We start from the raw sequence: 17,408 nt of genomic DNA on the forward strand, positions 1-17,408 counted from the left end.
TTGGTTCGAGAACCGAAGGGCGAGGAACCACCTGTCCAGCGGAAGCACGAGATTTAGCCGATCGGCGAAAACGTCGATCAACACGAAACCGAACCCAAGGAAAAGCTGCCAGTTGAAGGCGTTTTGCCCCTTGTGTTCTTTCATTGGAGGAGATTATGACAATGAAGCGATATCTGGCTTCGGCCAGCCTCGTGCTGGCGCTTGGCGCGCCCGCTGCCTTCGCCCATCCGCTGGATGGCCTGACGGCGGAGGAATACCAGAAGATCAACAAGATCCTGCGCGACGAGAAGGTGGTGGACGACAATACGCTCTACCCGCTGATCGAGCTTAAGGAGCCGGCCAAGGCCGACGTGCTTTCCTGGAAGGACGGCGACAAGCCGCTCGACCGCGAGGCGAAGGTACAGCTGACGAGCCCGCAGGGCTTCAAGGAAGCCGTCGTCAACATCACCACCGGCAAGGTCGAAAGCACGACGCCGATCAAGGGCCAGCCGATGGTCCTCTTCACCGAATTCATGGACGCGCTGGCCGGCGCGCTGCAGAATCCGGACATGGTGGCGGGCCTGAAGAAGCGCGGCCTGACGCCGGAGCAGGCCTTCTGCCTGCCCCTGACGGCCGGCAACTTCTTCACCGAGGAATACAAGAATTCCCGCCTGATGAAGGTGCCCTGCTATCGTGTGCCGGATGGCTCCAACTACTACGCAAAGCCGATTGAAGGTCTCTTCGCCGTCTACGACATCGGCAAGAAGAAAGTGCTGAAGGTCATAGACAACGGTGCCATCGAAGGCCCGAAGGACAATTGGGGCTATACCGAGAAGGAAGTGGAGGCTCGCGAGCCGCTGCGCCCGAAGATGAACATGGCCACGCTTTCCCAGGAAGGCGGCCCGAACTACAAGATCACAGGCAGCCATCTCGAATGGGACCTGTGGCGCTTCAACTTCCGCGTCGACAAGCGTCCGGGCCTGGTGCTTTCCAACCTCGACGTCAAGGACGGCGACAAGTGGCGTTCGGTCATCTACCAGTCGCACCTGTCGGAAGTCTTCGTGCCCTACATGGACCCGACCGAAGGCTGGTACTGGCGCACCTACATGGATAGCGGGGAATACGGTTTCGGCCTGTTCCTGAGCCCGCTGCGCGCCGGCGTAGACTGCCCGAGCTACGCTACCTTCCTGCCGGCGACGATTGCCGACGACAAGGGCAATCCACTGACGATTCCGGATGCGATCTGCGTCTTCGAGCGCTCGATCGGTGATCCGGCCTGGCGTCACTTCGAGGTCTTCGCCCAGACGCCCGAAAAGCCGCTTCCGGCTGAAGGCCGCCCGGCCACCGAGCTGGTCGTGCGTACGGCTTCTGAAGTCGGCAACTACGACTACCTGATGGACTATCGCCTGCAGCAGGACGGCCAGATCCGCATCATGATCGGTGCAACCGGCCTTGATGCGGTGAAGGGTGTCGCATCGACCTCGATGAACGATCCGACCGCCGCTGCGGATACCGCCCACGGCACGCTGATCGCGCCCAACCTTGTGGCCGCCAACCACGACCACTACTTCAACTTCCGCATCGACTTCGACGTCGACCAGCCGGCCAACCACTTCGGCACCATGGACATCGTTCCCTCCAAGGTCGACCCGAAGAACCCGCGCCGGTCGATGTGGGAAGTGCAACACACCATGCCGAAGACGGAGATGGAAGCTCGCTATCAGCTCTCGGCGATGAAGCCGCGCTATTTCATGATCTCCGATCCGTCGCGCGAAGGCTATCTCGGCCAGGAACCGGGCTGGATGGTCCATCACGGCGACGTGGCCTACGGTCCCTTCGATTTCGCCAAGGACCCGCCGATGAAGCGCAATGCCTACATCGAGTACTCGGTTTGGAATACGGTCTACAATGCGGACCAGCAGTATGCAGGCGGCAAGTTTGCCATGCAGAGCGACGGCTCCGACACACTGCCGGAATGGGTGAAGGCGAATAAGCCTCTGATGGGCAAGGATGTCGTGACCTGGTTCACTGCAGGCTTCCACCACATCCCGCGCATGGAAGACTGGCCGGTCATGTCAACCGAGTGGAAGACCATCCACATCGAGCCGCACAACTTCTTCGCCCACAACCCGGCGCTGACGATCCGCAACGTTCCGCCTGCGATCCAGAACGCCCAACAGTAAGCGAACATACGATGACGAAGGGGCGCCCACTGGGCGCCCCTTTTCCTCTGCCTTGCCCATTCACCGAGTACGATCCTTGTGATGGATCGAACCGCAGTCTTGAGCTTGCCAATCGGCGCGACACTGCGATGTCGCGCGCATGACATATTCAGTGTCCAGCGACGAGCCCCGCCGCAGCGGTCTTCTTGGGTTGCCGCAGCAGCAAGACGACTGGCGTCATCGCGATGATCATAACGCCCATCAGCCAGAAGCAATCGCTATAGGTCATAACGAGCGCGTTGCGTTCGATGAGGCTCGACAGCTGCGATATTGCGCGAAGCTTCGCCGTGGCCGCATCGATGCCTTGGCTGACACCGCTCACCGCAAGGCGCGCCTGTCCGGCGATCGAATTTGCCGTGAGCGCCTCGCGTATGGTGTCCGAATGGGCAGCGCTGCGCTGGTCGATGACGACGCCGCTCAAGGCGAGGCCCATCGAGCCCCCGAGATTGCGGGCCATGCTGTAGATACCGGCGCCGTCGGCCGCATTTTCGCGTCCGATAGCGGCCATGGAGACCTGGTTGAGCGGCATCGCAGCCAGGATCTGTCCCACGCCCCGCAGCAATTGCGAGATGGTGAAATCACCTCCGGCGCTATCCGGACTAAGCCCGATGTCGACGAAGCAGCTTGCCGCGAAGAAGACCAGGCCGAGCGCGACCATGATCCGCGCGTCGAAACGGCCGACGACACGGGGAAGGACCGGAACGAGCAACAGCACTGGAACTGCGGACAGAGCCATGATGCCGCCCGCCTGTCTTGGATTGTATCCGGCGATCGTGCTCAGGAACTGTGGAAGGATGAAGGTCGCGCCGTAGGTGGCTGCCCCCACGGCGAGGGCGATCAACGTAGCGCTGGCGAAGGCACCATTCCGGAGCAAGGAGAGCTTGATGACCGGGTCGGCACTGGTCTTCTGAGTCACGAACAGCACGACGAACCCGAGGAGCGAGGCGAGGCTCAGCTGCACGATCATCGGAGACTCGAACCAGGCCTCGCGTTGCCCCTCTTCGAACACGACCGTCAGGCAGCTGAACGCCAACGTCATGCCCGCGATTCCCCACCAATCCGCCTTGGCCAACAGCCCAAGGTTTGGACTTTGGCGCGGCAGGCCGACAAGCAGCAGAACAGCGAGCGCGATGCCGACAGGCAAATTGAGGAAGAAGCACCATCTCCAGGTGATCTCTTCGGCGAGATATCCTCCGAGCACCGGTCCGAGGATCGGCCCGATGAGCACGATGACGCCGAAGATGCTCATTCCGACAGGCATCTGGCGGGGCGGCAGCCGGGTTCTGACGATGACCTGCGCGGTCGGTATCAAGGCGCCGCCGAAAAATCCTTGCCCGACGCGCCCGATGATCATCGCGAGCAGGCTGTCGGACAGGCCGCAGAACATGGAGAATAGAACGAATGCCGTGGTCGTCACCAGAAGCAATGTTCGCAGCCCCAACAGACGCGTGAACCATGCGGTCAGGGGGATCATGATGACCTCGGCAACGAGGTATCCCGTGCCTATCCAGGTCCCCTCTGTGCCGCTGGCTCCGATGGCTCCCTGGATTTGCGGCAGCGCGGTGTTGGTGATCGAGATGTCGAGCGTGGCCATCAGCGCGCCGATCGCGCCGGCGACGACGGCGACCCAGTCGGTGAGGCTCGCGGCATCCGGCTGAGGCGCAGCCGCCTGGACCGATATCGTTTGCGCGCTCATTGCACCGACGCCACCTTGTCGAAGGTCGAAACCTTGGTGTTGACCGAGACTTCAATGGAGAGGCCGGGCAGCAGCGGCGGCATCTTCTGTCCCGTCTCCAGCTTGATGCGGACAGGAACACGCTGGACGATCTTTGTGAAGTTGCCCGTCGCGTTCTCCGGAGGCAGCAGGGCGAATTGCGCGCCTGTTCCCGGCGCGAAGCTGTCGACGACACCTGTGACCTTGAAATTGGGATAGGCGTCGATCGTGACCGTGGCGGGCTGGCCCGCGTGCATGTCCCCGATCTGCGTTTCTTTGAAGTTGGCCACAAGGTAGATGTCGTCGGTTGGAACGACCGTCATCAGCTGCGTGCCGGGCTGGACGAATTGTCCGACCTGGACCGTGCGATCGCCGATCCTGCCGGAGATCGCACTACGAAGCACCGTGTCGTCGAGATCAATTTCTGCCTTGCCGAGGCTCTCTTGGGCGGCAACCAGTTGCGCATGGGCCTGTTCGACCTGCGCCTTCAGGGCGGTCGTCTGCTGCCGGGCCGCAGCAAGGACAGCCTGCTTCAGCCGAACAACGGATTTCGCCTGTTCGAGCGCGCTCCTCGCCTGCTCGCCCTTGTGCTGGCTCTCGATGCCGCGGGCGGCGAGGGGCGACGTCCGGTCGAAGTCCTTCTGGGCGAGTTCGGCATTCTCGGTCGCGTTTTCGAGGTCGGCCGCAGCCTGTGCAATCACAGAGTCCTGCTGCTTGATGTCGGCCTCGCTCTTGGCGACGTCCGCCTGGCGGGCGTTGACGGTGGCCTTGGCCTCGCGGACCGCCATTTCGTAGCGGCGGGGATCGATCTTGACGAGCGGCTGGCCCGCCGTGACCGTCTGGTTATCGGAGACATATACCTCCGCGATCTGCCCGGAAAGCACGGGGGCCATCGAGACCTGATCGGCGCGAAGATAAGCATTGTCGGTGCTCTCGATAAAGCGTCCGTTCTTATGCCAGTCGTAGCCATAATAACCGCCGCCGATGGCGACAATGGCTCCAATGGTGGCCAGCGCATATCGCGCGCGGCTGCGCTTCGTTTGTATTTTTGCTTCCGGCAAGGAAGCGGTTTTTGGGGAGACAATAGCGTCCATGGTCAAGTCGCTTGGTGTTCGTTGAATTGCGTGAATTATTACACGCGTAATAATTCTGTCAACTGGAAGAATTTTTACAGATGGAATAAATTTTATCGTCATGGTATTGTCCGCTGGACAAGGAGTGATTGATGACGAGTTTGAGACGACGCAATGCCGAGAGCGGCTACCCAAGGGGTGACGAAACCAAGGCGAGGATCATCAAGACGGCAATCTCGTTGTTCGGTGAGAACGGATTTGCTGGCGTTTCCGCCCGGGAGATCGCCAGCGCGGCAGGCGTGCCGGCACCGTCCTTGCAGTATTATTTTGAGAACAAGGAAGGTCTTTACGAGGCCTGCATCGCGGACATTCATGCCTCCGCTTGGGAAGCTATCGGACCTGTCACGTGTGAGGTCGAGGAACTCCTCACGGCCAAAGCGGACGCGGACAAGGTCATCGACGGTTATTGCAGAATTCTGGAGGCTCTCGCGGATTTTCTGTTCGCGATGCCGGATGCGGCCAGCCGTGCGTTGTTCGTGGCCCAGCATCGTTCGCCGTCAAATTCGCCGACCAGTAAATCGAGCGGCAAAAGTGCCACGGGCAGGCGAATTCAGGAGTGTTGCGCTGCCATCGTCGCTCGCGCCTCCAGAAATCGTCTAACTGACGAGGAGATCGGCATGGTGTGTACCACGATCAACGGGCAGCTGATTATCGTCCATCTTGCTCGGGAGCATGTGGAAGACATGATGGGCTGGCAGGAAATCACACCCGAGAGGATCGAGGCCCTGAAATCGGTCGTGAGAAAACACACAACCGTCATCCTGAATTCCTATCGATCATGACGTCTTGAGGGAACCTGGGCACGGACACGGCGGGGCAAGCGTACACGCCAATCTTCCTTTTGCTCGTCCCCGTTCTGGGTCGCCAGAATAAGCCCCTTCGACCTCAAGCAGTGCTCTGAGTTCACGGCGCAACATCGGACCCGTCGCTCCCTTGAGGCGAGGAAGGGGAGAGCCACCAATAATTGGCTGCCAACAGGGCTACAAATGCCAGAACGCTTAAGACAATGTCGATGACGTTCAAGTCAGGCTTGAGCATTTTGCGGGCCACGACAAACGCGAGCAGCTCCAGTATCGCCCTGAGGTCATGAGTGACGAGCGTGCGGACGAGTTCTATGGCGATCACCAGCAACAACACCCGATAGATCAACTCATAGAATGTGTCCGTCTGCCCCCAACTCATCGCTAAAAGAGTCTGCGCGCTGCTCAGGCCAAAAACGGCGACCCCGCCAAGGATCACCAGCGCCAGGATGCGCTCTAGCCAGGTCGCTATCGTCTTGAAGCTGTTCGATATGCGATCGTTCGCGTCCATCGTTGAAGCATCCTCTTGTCGGTGCAGCAGTCGCGAGACCTGGAAGCCCGTCAGGATCAGCGTCACGGCGTTCTTGATATCGGTCGCTCCGCGTCATTTCCTCCCAGCGGCTATCGGGCCGGCATAATCGGCCTAAGCACCGAGCGTTGTCTTTACCCTTTCCCGAGTATAGGGCAGATCGTAAAGGCGCTTGCCTGTCGCGTGCTTGAAGGCGTTGGCAATGGCTCCCCCCGTCGGTCCTTGGGCGGCTTCCGCGACACCGAGATAAGGCTGGCCGGGATTGTCGACAACATGCACCTCGATGCTGTCCGGAACCGCGCTGAAGCGCAGGATCGGATAGGCCGACCAGTCGGGGCTGGTGATCCGTGTATTGTTGAAATGCACCGCCTCGTAGAGTGTCCAGCTCATCGATTGCAGGATGCCGCCCTCGATTTGGTTGACGATGGCGTCTGGTGCAACGGCCTCGCCGCAATCGACGGCGGATACGACGTGCGAAATCTGGATGATGCCCGTCTCGGCATCGACCTCTGCTTCGAGCGCGATGGCCAGATAGGCGGCATGGTTCTTGTATTTCGCGAAGGCGAAGCCACGTCCCTTGCCCGCCGGTAGCGGATCATTGTTCCAGTTGAACTTGTCGGCTGTGACCTCGATCACTTTCCGGGCCCTTGGGTCCTTCATGTGCCGGAGCCGGAACTCGACGGGGTCAGCCCCGGCCGCTTCCGCAAGCTCGTCCATGAAGCTCTCGATGGAGAAGACGTTGCAATAGGCACCAAGTCCGCGAAGCGCCGAGACGCGGACCGGCATGTCGGCCAGGAAATGCCAGTTCACGCGCTGGTTCGGGACGTCGTAGAGCGGAATGGCGTTGCGATCGCCATTGCCGAGCGGCGATATCTGCAGCTTGGCCGCATCCGGCGGGAAGTGCTTGGCCATCAGTCTCCCGGCGATCAGCGAGCCGGCAGAACCCGGACGCGTACCGTGGTTGTTGCTCCACAGATCGTAGTGCCAGTTGACGATGGTTCCCTTTTCATCGAGCGTCGCGTTGGCGCGGGTCAGCATGGCCGGACCGTAGGGTTCCCACAGATGCTCCTGATCGCGCATCCATTGCACACGCACCGGACGGCCGGGAAGGGTGGTGGCGATCAACGCCGCATCGGCCGCGGCATCGTCGGCGCCGTTATGACCGTAGCAGCCCGAGCCTTCCGTATGGATGCAGCGCACCTTGTCCTCCGGCATGCCGACCATTTGCGCGATCGCCTTGCGGTCCGGATAGACGCCCTGGGTATGCGTCCAGACAGTCAGCGCATCGTCCTTGAAAACGGCGACTGCCGCGGAAGGGCCGATGGAGCCGTGCATCTGGTAGGCACGGGTGAACTGAGCCGAGAGCGTCTTGACGCCCGCGGCTGTGTCCGCGCCGACCGACGTGACGGTGCCGACCTCGCGGACGTTGGCTTCGAGCCATGCGGGAATCTGCTCCTGGTCCGGAAGCACGGCCTGTTCCTGCCATTTTGCGATGGCGGTCATGGCGCGCATCGCCTTGACCGCTTGGAACTCCTGCTCGGCCACGACGGCAAGGAAATCACCGTCGCGCACAATGGCGATCACGCCGGGCATGGTCTTGATCTTGGTTTCGTCCAGCTCGACAAGCTTGGCCGAATAGCTCGGCGGCCGCACAACCCGGGCATGCACCATGCCCTCGGGACGCATGTCCTGCACATAGGCTTCGCCGCCAGTCACCTTGCCGGGAATGTCGATGCGGGCAAAAGGTTTGCCGATGGCGTGATAGCTGTAGGGCGACTTGATCTTGGTATTGGGGTCGGCCTCGATGTGCAGCATCTGCTCGGAGACCAGTTCGCCGTAGCCGACCGAAGCACCGTTCGGGGCGATAACTTTTCCATTTTCCGCCTTCAGTTGATCGGCCGGGACGCCGAGCTTGCCGCTCGCCTGGGCGATCAGGATCTGGCGGACCTGAGCGGCCGCATAGCGGATCGCAGTGCCGCTGTTCTGGATCGTCTGACTGCCGGCCGTATAGCCCTCATTCGGTGTGATTGCCGTATCGGCGGTGATCAGATGGATCTCCCTCGGCGCTACCTCAAGTTCTTCGGCAGCGATCTGGCGCAGCGAGGTTTTCGTACCCTGGCCAAGTTCGGCCTTGCCGGTGAAGACGGTAATCGTACCGTCCGCATCGATGCGGATCCAGGCATCCAGCGACGGTGTGTCGGCGAGGCTGCCCTGCAGCTTTGCCGGAGGCTTGGGTGCGGTTGGCACCTCGCCTTCCTGAGCGGAAGCTTCGAGCGGGATGGTGAAGCTGACGACCAGGGCGCCGGTGCCGGCGAGGAAGGTTCGGCGGGTGATGTCGAAAGTAGGCGCGTTCATCGTCTTCCTCCTCAACCAGCTGAAACCGGGGTGGCGGAGGCCGATTTCATCAGCTCGCGCGCCCGCTGGACGGATTTCAATATCCGCATATGCGTGCCGCAGCGACAGAGATTGGGTTCCAGCGCCGTGCGGATATCGGCATCGGTGGCGTCCGGTTTCGATTCCAGGAGCGCCTGCGCCCGCATCATCATGCCAGCGATGCAATAGCCACATTGCGCCGACTGTTCCGCGATGAAGGCCTGCTGCATCGGTCCGGGATTGTCGATCGTGCCGAGGCCCTCGACCGTCTTGATCCGCCGGCCTTCGAGCAACATGATGGGGATGAGGCAGGAGAAGACTGCCTTGCCGTCGACCATGACCGTGCAGGCGCCGCACTGGCCCATTCCGCAGCCGAACTTGGCTGCATTCAGCTTGAGGTCGTTGCGCAGCACATAAAGGAGCGGTGTGGAGGGATCCGCCTCGACCTCGTGGACCGCGCCATTAACGTTGAGCTTCATCATTGGTCTTGCGCTCCTATATCATCGGGGCCGCGCTCAATGCCGTCGGACGGCCGGACGCTGACCTGGAACTTCCCACTTCTGGTATCGGCAGCGCGCGCCGCGACGTCCGGCCAGGCAGGCTGGCCGGCAAAGGTCTCGCGCAGATAGGCAAGCAAATCGGTCAGCTGTTCGTCGGTCATCGCCGCGGCGAAGCCCGGCATGATCGCACTCTGGCGGCCACTTGCCGCCGGCAGGCCGAAGAGCACCATGTTGATCGCATTCTGCGCGTCGGGCGCATTGATCGTGCTGCTCAGGTGAAAATTGATCCCGCCGAAAGGAAGGGGGCGGCTCCCGTCATGACAGGTGGCGCAGGCGGCCTGATAGATCGCCGCGCCACGGCCGGCGGGTGTATCGGTTGGAGCGCTGGCGAGCACGAAATCCTCGCCGATCTTCTTGCGGATCTGCTCGCCCCTTTGCTGGCGTTCGGGCGAGGGTGTGCCCATCAGCGCGGCGACATAGGTGGCGATCGTTTTGACGTCGGAATCCGGAAGCAATCCGAGATTGCCGGTCACCTCGCCCATCGGGCCGTTGGTTACGCCATGGTCGGCATGCCAGCCCTGGCGCAGATAGGCAAAGAGACTGTCTTGCGTCCACGGGATCGGGGCCGGCGAACTGGGGTTGAGCGCTGGCGCGCTCCAGCCTTCCGCCTGACCACCGGCGAGATGCATGCCCGCCCTCTCGGCGCCGAACATGTTGCGCGGCGTGTGGCAGGCACCGCAATGGCCGAGGCCGTTTACGAGATAGGCGCCGCGGTTCCATTCCTCGCTCTCGGAGGCGACCTTCTGGAAGGGGCCTTCGTTGAAGAAGAGCAGCTTCCAGCCGGCGAGCACGAGGCGAATGTTCAGCGGGAACGGCAGTTCGTTTGCCGGCGGCGACTGCTTGACCGGCGGTCGGGTCATCAGGAAGGCATAAAGCGCCTTGTTGTCCTCATCGGAAACGAGCGTGAAGTGATCGAAGGGGAAGGCAGGATAGAGATGCTTGCCATCGCGGCTGACGCCTTCGCGCATGGCACGGTTGAAGGCCGCCTCCGACCAGGTGCCAATGCCGGTTTCCGGATCGGGCGTAATATTGCTGGAATAGATGGTGCCGAATGGGGTCGGCAGGGCGAAACTGCCAGCGAAGGAACGGCCGCCCGGTTGCGTATGACAGGCTGTACAGTTGCCGACCGCGGCCAGCATCGCGCCCTTGTGGATTAGCGCCTGATCGAAGGATGTGCGATCCGGTCGCCTGATCGGCGCAATCGCGGATTTCCAGGCAATTGCAAAGAAACCCGCACAGGCAACGATCACAACACCCAGCAGGCCGAATAGGAAATGTTTCAATCTCACTTAATGCTCCTCGGCTCCCCTGATGGCAGAAAGCGCAGCCACAGGAAAAAGCCCATCTTCAGGATAAGATGATGAAAACATTCATGATATTGTATCGTTCAGGGAATATATGTCGCGCTTGACATCCGTCAATTCACGCGTGTGTGACCGCTCAGATACGTGAAACTGCGTGAAATCGCGTGGTGAATATTATCCTGAAAACATCTGAGCGCCGGCTCGGGTATGCTCTCCAATTCCATGCAAGCCGAAGTACAATTCGCTCCTTCGTGGAGCTTCCCTAATTGATTTTCGCGGTTGTCCGCGACCTCACGGCACAACAGTCAAATAACCGGGCCGCCGTCGCCAGCCTCGCCTTCTTCATTCGACTAACCGGAAGCTGATCCATGGAACTCCGTGGCAGATCACCGGTATAGAGCTGCGACGATGGCGTTAGGCCGGTTGCTGAAATGGATGTACGCAGAAGAAGAGCTGTTCTGCTGGAGCGTTACAAGCGCTGGTTCGCCGCTTTGACGAACGCGTCAAATATTCGAGAGCCAGGGTGGTCTGCGGGATCAAACAATTCCGGATGCCACTGTACCCCCATCGCGAAAGATAGCGAGGGTACCTCAATCGCTTCGACAACGCCGTCCAAGCCACGGGCAGTAGCAACGACACTGTCGGACAGCTCTACGATTGCTTCCCTGTGGAAGGTGTTTACGCTGAATGTCTCGGCAGCAAAGATATCAGCCATTCTTGTGCCGGCTTGGATGGTTACCTCATGGAGCGGATTGCCGCGGTCATGATTGATCGCACCCGACCAGGAGGAGTGCACATCCGAAACCATGCGACAACCATGTAGGCACCCGAGCATCTGCATCCCGTTGCAAACGCCGAGCACTGGTTTATCGCGGGCAAGGAACCCCTTCATCAGCGCTATCTCGACTGCGAGACGATCAGAGATCGGGTAGCGAGACTGATCGCCGTCGACGTACCACTGTTTCGGAAAGTTGATGCGCCCTCCGACACTTAAAAACCCATCGAATTCATCAACCACTTGGTCTACGAGGTCTGGCACGTAGGGAATGCCGTATGGAAATCCCCCTGCACGATCAATGGCTGCAAAGTAGCGTTTCGAAATATCATACCGGTCACCACCAGCACTGGTGTTTTCGTCCATGATGACGGCGATCGTGGGTCTGCGCTTCATTGGGTTGCTACCTTGATCCATCCGGGAATCGCGCGGGATTTCTATCAAGTCGTATCAGGGCGTGCCACGCCAGTCACCCTTTCGACGGACGCTCGACGTGGCTTCGTCATATTGCGTTTTTGAATCTCGATTCCGGTAGCGCGGATCGCGCCAGGCATCCCAGGTGCCGACGACAGAAAGGCAATTATCGAGGTGCAAGTCTTGCGAACTCTGCACCAAGAGATCACGCAAAGGGTTCGGTCGGGCCCTTCGCCGGCTTCGTGAACCACTCAGCTCCGGTCTCGGTCATGTGGATGTGGTCTTCGAGCCGGATGCCGAAGCGACCGGGGAAGACGATCATCGGTTCGTTGGAGAAGCACATGCCGGATTCCAGCCGGGTGGCGTTGCCGCGAACGATATAGGGCTCTTCGTGGATTTCCATCCCGAGACCATGTCCGGCGCGATGCGGCAGGCCGGGTAGGGCGTAATCCGGACCGAGGCCATGTTCGGCCAGTACACGGCGGGCGGCATCGTCGAGACTGCCGCAAGAAGCGCCAAGCCGGGCGGCCTCGAACACCGCCTGCTGGGCCTCGCGCTCGATTGCCCAGGCGGCAGCGAATTCCGTCGTTGGCTCCTCCAGCACGTAGGTTCGGGTGAGATCCGAATGATAGCCGTCGAGCCGGCAACCCGTATCGACGAGAACAACGTCGCCCGGTGCATAGATCTGGTCACCATCGGCGCCGTGAGGAAGCGACGTCGCTAGTCCGAAGGAAACGATGCAGAAGCTTGATCCGCCCTCGGCGCCCAGTGCGCGGTGCTGTTCGTCGATATGACGCACGACTTCCGAAGACCTGACGCCCGGCTTGATGAAGGAATGCGCGCGGCGATGCACCTCCAGCGTCAGGCCCATGGCATGCTGGATAAGAGCGATTTCGGTCTGGGACTTCCTGAGCCGCAGGTCGCGGATCAGTCGTCCGCCGTCGACGAGCCGGTCGGCGCCAAAGGCGCCGGCAAGCAGGTGGTAGATGAACAGCGGCAGGGCATCGTCGAGCGCTAGTCTGGCATTTGCCGGCAGCAGCGAGGCGATCAGCGCCGCGGTCGCTTCATCTTCCTGCCAAATGACGATTTCACCCGGCAGACGCGGCAGGCTCTCGACCCTGCTCTTTTCGAAGCCCGGCGCGATGTAGCGGACACCCTTTGGCGTCACCAATGCGCCAAGCAATCGTTCGCTCGGGTGCCAGTCGAGGCCCGTGAAATAGCGGAGGCTCTCCGTCGAGCCGAGCAGGCAGCCGTCAAGAGCTTTATCTTCGAGTGCGGCCTGCAGGCGCGCGAGGCGCTGGCGCCGTTCGTCATCGGTGATCTTCGCAACGGGATGGGACCAGGACATATCGGAGTTTCCTTGTTCGCGGAGCCGGATGGTGAGCCGCCTATACGATCATGTCGTCAGATTGTCGACAGTGATCCACCCGATTCATTCTCGATGCGAAGCTGCAGTTCGGTGGTCAAGTGGCACCCTGCGGCCGCGGGTTCAATGCGTGCTGTCGCTGTCCGCTGTTCACCGACGTCCATACAAAAAAGGCCCTGCCGTGACGGCAAGGCCTTATTTTGTCTAGAGCATACGATCCCCACTGCGGATCGAGGAATGCCTCATTGGCCAGCCGCGGCCCTTTGCTCGCGTTTCGGCAATTTCCAGCCTGGCCGTACAAAGTGGCAGGTATAGCCATTCGGGATGCGTTCCAGATAGTCCTGGTGCTCGGGTTCCGCTTCCCAGAAATCGCTGACCGGAACAACCTCGGTAACGACCTTTCCGGGCCATAGACCCGAGGCGTCTACGTCGGCGATCGTGTCCTCGGCGGTCGCACGCTGTTCGTCGTTGGCGTAGAAGATCGCCGACCGGTAGCTGGCGCCGAGATCATTGCCCTGCCGATTCACCGTTGTCGGGTCATGGATCTGGAAGAAGAACTCGAGGATGTCGCGGTAGCTGGTCTTGGCGGGATCGAACAGGATCTCGATCGCCTCGGCATGATTGCCGTGATTGCGATAGGTCGCATTGGCGACCTCGCCACCGGTGTAGCCCACGCGAGTGGATACGACGCCGGGGAACCGCCTGATGAGGTCCTGCATGCCCCAAAAGCAGCCGCCCGCCAGTACTGCACGATCTACGGTCATTGGAAACGTCCTTTCCAGTCAAACAATGGGCGGTAAACATCGGCACCCATTTCTTGCGACATTAAATGGGGACTGGCGTGGCATTTTGCCAGACTGCGTATCGCCGCCGCCGTTTCAGGATTGGCGGTTGAAAACTACCGCTTCATATCCGGACAGACATATGGAGCCTTTGCAGCAGCATAGGTCCGCTCGACGATATCCTTGCCGGCAGTGATTTGAAGGGTGAGGCCATCGGCTGAAACGGCCTTGATCCTGGCGTGTATGATGGCGCCGTCCTCATCCCATGAAATCTCCTTGGAAGACGCCTGTTTCCAAGTCCTGAGAGCATAGGTTTCCCAGCAGGAGTCGATCAGTAATTTGCCTTTCGGCAGGAAGATCATCATCGGGCCTGGCAGGTCGGACTGGGCTTTGGTCTCGATCCACGGCGTGCCAATCAGCGAAGACGTGGCGGCTTTCTCGGCAGCGAGGGTCGGTGTCGCGAGTGCCACCGCGGCAATACTGATTGCGGCAACTGAGGCTTTCTTCAAAGTCTTTCTCCATAAGCGGGGAATCATCCCGCCGAGCATCAGTCACGGTTGGGCGACAATGTGGCCGGAGCGCAAGGGAATGTGTTTGGAGAGAGCCAGGCGGCAGCGCTAGACGAGCACCGCCTGGTCGACGCGGTCTTCGGTTCCGAAGAACTTCAGGTAACGCTGGACCTCTGTAGCGTCGCCGGTCGCTTTCTGCGGATTGTCCGACAGTTTTACGGCCGGCCGGCCGTTGGCGTCGCTGACCTTGCAGACGATGGAGATCGGGTTGAGCCCCGAGATTTCCGTCGGCGCGCAGCCCGCGAAGTCGTTCGTCAGGTTGGTGCCCCAGCCGAAGCTCATGCGCACCTTGCCTTCGAAATGCTTGTAGGTGTCGATGATCGCGTCGACATCGAGCCCGTCCGAGAAGATCAGCAGCTTCTGACGCGGATCGCGGCCCATTTTCTTCCACCAGTCGATGATCTTTTCGCCGCCTTCGATCGGCGGGGCGCTATCCGGCCGGAAGCCCGTCCAATCGGCGACCCATTCGGGTGCGTCGCGCAGGAAGGCGGCCGTGCCGAACGCATCCGGCAGCACGATCAGCAGGTTGCCGCCATAAAGCTTGTTCCAGTCGCGTAGAACCTTGTAGGGGGCATTGCGCAGCTCCGCATCGTTCTTGGCCAATGCGGCCGCCACCATCGGCAGCTCGTGGGCGTTCGTCCCGACAGCTTCGAGGTCGGAGTCCATGGCGAGCAGGACGTTGCTGGTGCCGGTGAACGCAGGACCAATGCCTTCCTTCAGAGCCTCGACGCACCAGCGCTGCCACAGGAAGCTGTGGCGGCGGCGTGTGCCGAAATCCGAGATCCGCAGCCCCGGCAATTCGCGCAGCCGCTCCACCTTCTCCCACATCCGTGCCTTGGCGCGGGCGTAGAGCACATCGAGCGTGAACGGTCCGAGCGCCTTCATCGCGGAGCGCGAGCGCAGCTCGTTGATGATGGCAAGTGCCGGAATTTCCCACATGGTCGTGTCCTTCCACGATCCGTGGAAGTCGAGCACATATTGACCATCGCGTTTCGACAGCTCGTATTCGGGAAGCTGGAAATGAGAGAGCCAGGCCAGGAATTCAGGCTCGAAGATCTGCGCGCGCCCATAGAAACTGTTACCAGCGAGCCAGATCATCTCCTTCTTGGAGAGGCGGAGCGAACGCGCATGGTCGAGTTGCTCCCGCAGTTCGCCCTCGTCGATCTCTTCGGCCAGCAGCACGCGTTTGGTGCGGTTGATCACCGTGAACGTCGCGTCGACGTCTGGATAGAGCTTCCAGATCATCTGCAGCATGAGCAGCTTGTAGAAGTCTGTGTCGATCAGGCTGCGAACAATCGGATCGAGCTTCCAGGTGTGATTGTAAACGCGCCTTGCGATATCGGTCTTGGCCATGAACTCCGCCCATTCCCAAACCGGACACGTCGCGTCATAAGCCGACGCACGAAGACCGGCTCGTGCGTTTCTTATCGAAAAATCAGCCGGTAAAGTCCAGCGCAAACAGAAAAGCAACCTGCCGGCCGTCCGACAGGATGCTTCGTAGTGACCGCGTGACCCGCCCCGTTTCTATTGCGCGGGGGCATTCGGCGTAGCCGGTGCCGGGTTCGATGCCGGCGGCTGAGACGGTGCCGGTGTTGGCTGCTGCGACTGAATCTGCTGTCCTGGCTGCTGCGGAGCAACCTCCACGGCTTCCTTCTTGCCCCAGATTTCGACCGGGATCCACACGATGAAGGCGAGCACCAGCGCGACGAGCAACACCATCAGGACACGGGTGCCCATGCGGCCTTGCTTCGCCTTGACCGGCGAAATCGTTTCCTCGGTATGAACCTTGCCATCCGCTTCTTCCCAGCGCGTTTCCGTCTGCTGAGCCATGCTTGTCTCCTTCCGATATCACGCGAGCCGACATCGGCCTGGCACCTCATCTCGGAGAAAAACGAATGGAAAGCGGCATGGTTCCTGCCGTCAGTAACCGCTCTGCCTGTCGACGACGAATTGCAACGGCTCGCCGCCCTCGTAGCGGGCGATTTGGCGTTCGACATGCCGGAAAAGGGCGGTTTCGTCGGATACGGCCGCGTCGTGCGGTGTGATGAACACGTTCTCCAGCCCCCAGAGCGGATCATCGGAGGGCAGGGGCTCGACGGCGAAGACGTCGATCGAGGCGCCGCCGAGCACGCCGCCTTCGACCGCGGCGACGATATCGGCCTGCACCTGGCTCTTTCCGCGCCCAGCATTGATGAACACTGGCTTGCCGAGCGCGCCGCCCTGCCGCAGCTTTGAAAACAGCGCTGCATTGTAAAAGCCGGTCGTCTCGGGCGTTAGCGGCAGTAGCCCGACGAGAAAGTCCGTCTTGGACAGGAACTCATCGAGTTGATCGGCGCTGAACGTCTCGACGCCTTCGATTTCCTTGCGGCTGCGCGACCAGCCGATGACGTTGAAGCCCATGACTTTCAGCTTGTAGGCCGCGTCCTGGCCGAGCACGCCAAGGCCCATGATGCCGACGGTGATTTCGGCCGCCTCCGGCGGTACCAGCCTGCCCCAGATGCGCGCCCGCTGATCCTTGTCGTGCTGATGCTGCTGCCGGAGATGCATGAGGCACTGCATCACCACCCATTCGCTCATGCGAGTCGTCAAACTGCGGTCGGAGAAGCGAACGATCGGCACATCGGGCAGGCCCGGCAGGTTCATGAAGCTGTCGACGCCGGCGCCACCCGAGAAGATGACCTTGAGATTGGGGGCGCGGTTGAAAAGGTCCGGGTCCGGCTTCCAGAGAAGCGCATAGTCGATGCCGGTCAGATCGCGATCCTTGTTGGCGGGATCGGCGAGATTGATGCTGCCGCGATCTGCAAAGGCGGTTTTCAGGATGCCGGCAACGGTGTCTGGATCGAACTTCAGATCGACGAGAATGGGCGGCTTTGCGGGCATGATAATCT

At 60.7% G+C, this 17,408-nt stretch carries 15 protein-coding genes; 2 read left to right on the forward strand and 13 right to left on the reverse strand.

All coding sequences use genetic code 11. The annotated features are described in order from the left end of the window. Positions 1–161: 161 nt before the first annotated feature. Positions 162–2,162 (forward strand): copper amine oxidase, encoded by a 2,001-nt coding sequence (locus AC1DPR_RS03840; protein ID WP_037215007.1) that lies wholly within the window; start codon positions 162–164, stop codon positions 2,160–2,162. Positions 2,163–2,310: 148 nt separating this feature from the next. Here the strand turns inward: AC1DPR_RS03840 and AC1DPR_RS03845 are convergent, their stop codons facing one another. Then, positions 2,311–3,897, reverse strand: a complete 1,587-nt coding sequence (locus tag AC1DPR_RS03845) for a DHA2 family efflux MFS transporter permease subunit (protein WP_477815775.1) — start codon at positions 3,895–3,897, stop codon at positions 2,311–2,313. Further along, a complete protein-coding gene (locus AC1DPR_RS03850; RefSeq protein WP_018855292.1) occupies positions 3,894–5,009 on the reverse strand; it encodes an HlyD family secretion protein in 1,116 nt (371 codons plus the stop codon). The genes AC1DPR_RS03845 and AC1DPR_RS03850 overlap by 4 nt, the downstream gene beginning before the upstream one ends. Positions 5,010–5,140: 131 nt before the next feature. On the opposite strand from AC1DPR_RS03850, the gene AC1DPR_RS03855 reads away from it, so the two are divergent. Continuing rightward, a complete protein-coding gene (locus AC1DPR_RS03855; protein WP_477815776.1) occupies positions 5,141–5,830 on the forward strand; it encodes a TetR/AcrR family transcriptional regulator in 690 nt (229 codons plus the stop codon). A gap of 121 nt (positions 5,831–5,951) precedes the next feature. Here the strand turns inward: AC1DPR_RS03855 and AC1DPR_RS03860 are convergent, their stop codons facing one another. The 11 genes from AC1DPR_RS03860 to AC1DPR_RS03910 form a co-directional block, all read right to left on the reverse strand. Further along, on the reverse strand, positions 5,952–6,425 hold the full coding sequence (locus AC1DPR_RS03860; protein ID WP_477815777.1) for a hypothetical protein: 474 nt from the start codon (positions 6,423–6,425) through the stop codon (positions 5,952–5,954). A gap of 66 nt (positions 6,426–6,491) precedes the next feature. Then, positions 6,492–8,732 (reverse strand): xanthine dehydrogenase family protein molybdopterin-binding subunit, encoded by a 2,241-nt coding sequence (locus AC1DPR_RS03865; protein ID WP_477815778.1) that lies wholly within the window; start codon positions 8,730–8,732, stop codon positions 6,492–6,494. A gap of 11 nt (positions 8,733–8,743) precedes the next feature. Further along, entirely contained in the window at positions 8,744–9,232 is a 489-nt protein-coding gene (locus AC1DPR_RS03870; protein ID WP_018855288.1) for a (2Fe-2S)-binding protein, read from the reverse strand. After that, complete coding sequence (locus AC1DPR_RS03875) at positions 9,229–10,599, reverse strand: c-type cytochrome (protein ID WP_477815779.1); 1,371 nt, start codon at positions 10,597–10,599, stop codon at positions 9,229–9,231. Before AC1DPR_RS03875 ends, AC1DPR_RS03870 begins: the two co-directional genes overlap by 4 nt. 484 nt (positions 10,600–11,083) lie before the next feature. Next, the gene (locus AC1DPR_RS03880) at positions 11,084–11,785 is read right to left on the reverse strand and encodes a gamma-glutamyl-gamma-aminobutyrate hydrolase family protein (RefSeq protein ID WP_246733555.1); all 702 of its coding nucleotides are present in this window, start codon (positions 11,783–11,785) and stop codon (positions 11,084–11,086) included. Positions 11,786–12,008: 223 nt separating this feature from the next. After that, entirely contained in the window at positions 12,009–13,151 is a 1,143-nt protein-coding gene (locus AC1DPR_RS03885) for a M24 family metallopeptidase (RefSeq protein ID WP_192240658.1), read from the reverse strand. A gap of 260 nt (positions 13,152–13,411) precedes the next feature. After that, positions 13,412–13,933, reverse strand: a complete 522-nt coding sequence (gene msrA, locus AC1DPR_RS03890) for a peptide-methionine (S)-S-oxide reductase MsrA (RefSeq protein ID WP_018855284.1) — start codon at positions 13,931–13,933, stop codon at positions 13,412–13,414. Positions 13,934–14,067: 134 nt separating this feature from the next. Then, a complete protein-coding gene (locus AC1DPR_RS03895; protein ID WP_018116705.1) occupies positions 14,068–14,460 on the reverse strand; it encodes a hypothetical protein in 393 nt (130 codons plus the stop codon). Positions 14,461–14,568: 108 nt separating this feature from the next. Next, positions 14,569–15,873 (reverse strand): nicotinate phosphoribosyltransferase, encoded by a 1,305-nt coding sequence (pncB, locus tag AC1DPR_RS03900; protein ID WP_018116706.1) that lies wholly within the window; start codon positions 15,871–15,873, stop codon positions 14,569–14,571. A gap of 171 nt (positions 15,874–16,044) precedes the next feature. After that, positions 16,045–16,350, reverse strand: a complete 306-nt coding sequence (locus tag AC1DPR_RS03905; RefSeq protein WP_018116707.1) for a hypothetical protein — start codon at positions 16,348–16,350, stop codon at positions 16,045–16,047. Positions 16,351–16,440: 90 nt separating this feature from the next. Beyond that, positions 16,441–17,400, reverse strand: coding sequence for a 2-hydroxyacid dehydrogenase (locus tag AC1DPR_RS03910; RefSeq protein WP_026371528.1), 960 nt, complete (start codon positions 17,398–17,400; stop codon positions 16,441–16,443). Between the last annotated feature and the right edge of the window lie 8 nt (positions 17,401–17,408).

It is taken from the genome of Rhizobium sp. 01T417, from assembly GCF_056398905.1.

Excerpts from the sequence above, each read along its gene's own strand:
- AC1DPR_RS03840 (WP_037215007.1), top strand. The coding sequence starts at position 162 with ATGAAGCGATATCTGGCTTCGGCCAGCCTCGTGCTGGCGCTTGGCGCG.
- AC1DPR_RS03845 (WP_477815775.1), bottom strand. The coding sequence starts at position 3,897 with ATGAGCGCGCAAACGATATCGGTCCAGGCGGCTGCGCCTCAGCCGGAT.
- AC1DPR_RS03850 (WP_018855292.1), bottom strand. The coding sequence starts at position 5,009 with ATGGACGCTATTGTCTCCCCAAAAACCGCTTCCTTGCCGGAAGCAAAA.
- AC1DPR_RS03855 (WP_477815776.1), top strand. The coding sequence starts at position 5,141 with ATGACGAGTTTGAGACGACGCAATGCCGAGAGCGGCTACCCAAGGGGT.
- AC1DPR_RS03865 (WP_477815778.1), bottom strand. The coding sequence starts at position 8,732 with ATGAACGCGCCTACTTTCGACATCACCCGCCGAACCTTCCTCGCCGGC.
- AC1DPR_RS03870 (WP_018855288.1), bottom strand. The coding sequence starts at position 9,232 with ATGATGAAGCTCAACGTTAATGGCGCGGTCCACGAGGTCGAGGCGGAT.
- AC1DPR_RS03880 (WP_246733555.1), bottom strand. The coding sequence starts at position 11,785 with ATGAAGCGCAGACCCACGATCGCCGTCATCATGGACGAAAACACCAGT.
- AC1DPR_RS03885 (WP_192240658.1), bottom strand. The coding sequence starts at position 13,151 with ATGTCCTGGTCCCATCCCGTTGCGAAGATCACCGATGACGAACGGCGC.
- msrA (WP_018855284.1), bottom strand. The coding sequence starts at position 13,933 with ATGACCGTAGATCGTGCAGTACTGGCGGGCGGCTGCTTTTGGGGCATG.
- pncB (WP_018116706.1), bottom strand. The coding sequence starts at position 15,873 with ATGGCCAAGACCGATATCGCAAGGCGCGTTTACAATCACACCTGGAAG.
- AC1DPR_RS03905 (WP_018116707.1), bottom strand. The coding sequence starts at position 16,350 with ATGGCTCAGCAGACGGAAACGCGCTGGGAAGAAGCGGATGGCAAGGTT.
- AC1DPR_RS03910 (WP_026371528.1), bottom strand. The coding sequence starts at position 17,400 with ATGCCCGCAAAGCCGCCCATTCTCGTCGATCTGAAGTTCGATCCAGAC.